The sequence below is a fragment of the Psychrobacter sp. 1U2 genome (assembly GCF_051847575.1).
The window spans coordinates 1-1,072 of the sequence record NZ_JBPYDC010000445.1 but is presented as its reverse complement, the minus strand read 5'-3'; the positions used below and the strand labels follow the sequence as shown (position 1 = coordinate 1,072).

The 1,072-nt window shown below is 35.7% G+C and carries 1 pseudogene; it reads right to left on the bottom strand.

Annotated elements, in window-relative coordinates:
• Positions 1 to 594 (bottom strand): annotated as a pseudogene (locus ACS8FD_RS16455) (NADP-dependent malic enzyme); the annotation flags it as partial.
• Positions 595 to 1,072 lie beyond the last annotated feature (478 nt).

Sequence of the window (1,072 nt, the reverse complement as noted above, 5' to 3'; positions counted from 1 at the left end):
CTTTTTGCCAGTCAAAATGAGGGCGTTTAGCATGGCGGCAGCAACGATAATAGAGGTACCATGTTGATCGTCATGAAAAACTGGAATGTTCATACGTTTACGCAGCTCGCGCTCGATTTTAAAACATTCAGGTGCTTTGATGTCTTCTAAGTTAATACCACCAAACGTTGGCTCCAGTGATGCAACCGCTTCAATAAATTTGTCAGGATCATTTTGTTGAATTTCAATATCAAAAACATCGATACCAGCGAATTTTTTGAATAATACCCCTTTACCTTCCATCACTGGTTTTGACGCCAGCGGACCGATATCACCCAAACCCAATACGGCAGTACCGTTAGTAATAACACCAACCAAATTACTACGTGCTGTATATTTAGCGGCTGTCGTTGGGTCTTTTTGAATCTCAAGACAAGGTACTGCGACACCTGGCGAATAGGCTAAAGCCAAATCACGCTGGTTAGCCAGTTGTTTAATAGGTGTTACCGAGATTTTACCTGGTCTTGGAAACTCATGATAATGTAGAGCAGCCTGTTCGAACTGTTCTTTATCTGTATTAGGATTATCCATATTCAAATTGGTATCGTCATTCATAATAATGGCCATTGTTGGAATAAATTGAAATAAAACAAAGTGTGATAAACAAAATAAAGTAACGCTCGACCCCAAAAAATCGTCGAATATAAGCTCCAGCAAATAACAGATTAAGGAGCTACTAAGCGACTATTAAAAGGCGATGCACAGTCAAAAAAGCGTTAGGCTATGATCAGATGATAACGTAAAGCGAAAAGCTAATAAACTTAGCTATTTTAGTCTAGCATTATTGATAATTAGCTGCCGAGTCAATCATAACGAAGTGCATAACTTATATAATAAATTGATAACGAACATTTAGCCAGTTGATAGTAACAAATAAAGTGAAATTTACAATATATATTCAATATTGTGACTATTGTTTTAAATTTAGTCTAAATTTTACTGTCAGTTATTAGGTTAGTGGTTTCATCTCAAGATTTTTTAGAAGTGACATAATGATTAACAACTAAACAGAGAATAATAAAAAACGTTTATT